The organism is Mediterranea sp. ET5 (assembly GCF_023337025.1).
Lineage (GTDB): Bacteria > Bacteroidota > Bacteroidia > Bacteroidales > Bacteroidaceae > Phocaeicola_A.
Window position 1 is genome coordinate 1 of record NZ_JAMBLN010000056.1, and the last position, 217, is coordinate 217.

Annotated in this window: 1 rRNA gene; it reads right to left on the reverse strand. The window is 53.0% G+C overall.

Features of this window, described 5'->3' with window-relative positions:
- Window positions 1-217: ribosomal RNA gene (locus M3087_RS14315) — 23S ribosomal RNA — on the reverse strand; the annotation flags it as partial.

Below are 217 nucleotides of genomic sequence, written 5' to 3' on the forward strand. Positions count from 1 at the left end.
TTCCCCGTTCGCTCGCCACTACTGGGGGAATCATTCTTATTTTCTTTTCCTGCAGGTACTAAGATGTTTCAGTTCCCTGCGTTAGCCTCTGTCATTGACAGATGATGTCCCTTCAGGACACCGGGTTGTCCCATTCGGAGATCCGCGGGTCAAAGGTCATTTGCACCTCACCGCGGCTTTTCGCAGCTTATCACGTCCTTCATCGCCTCCGAGAGCC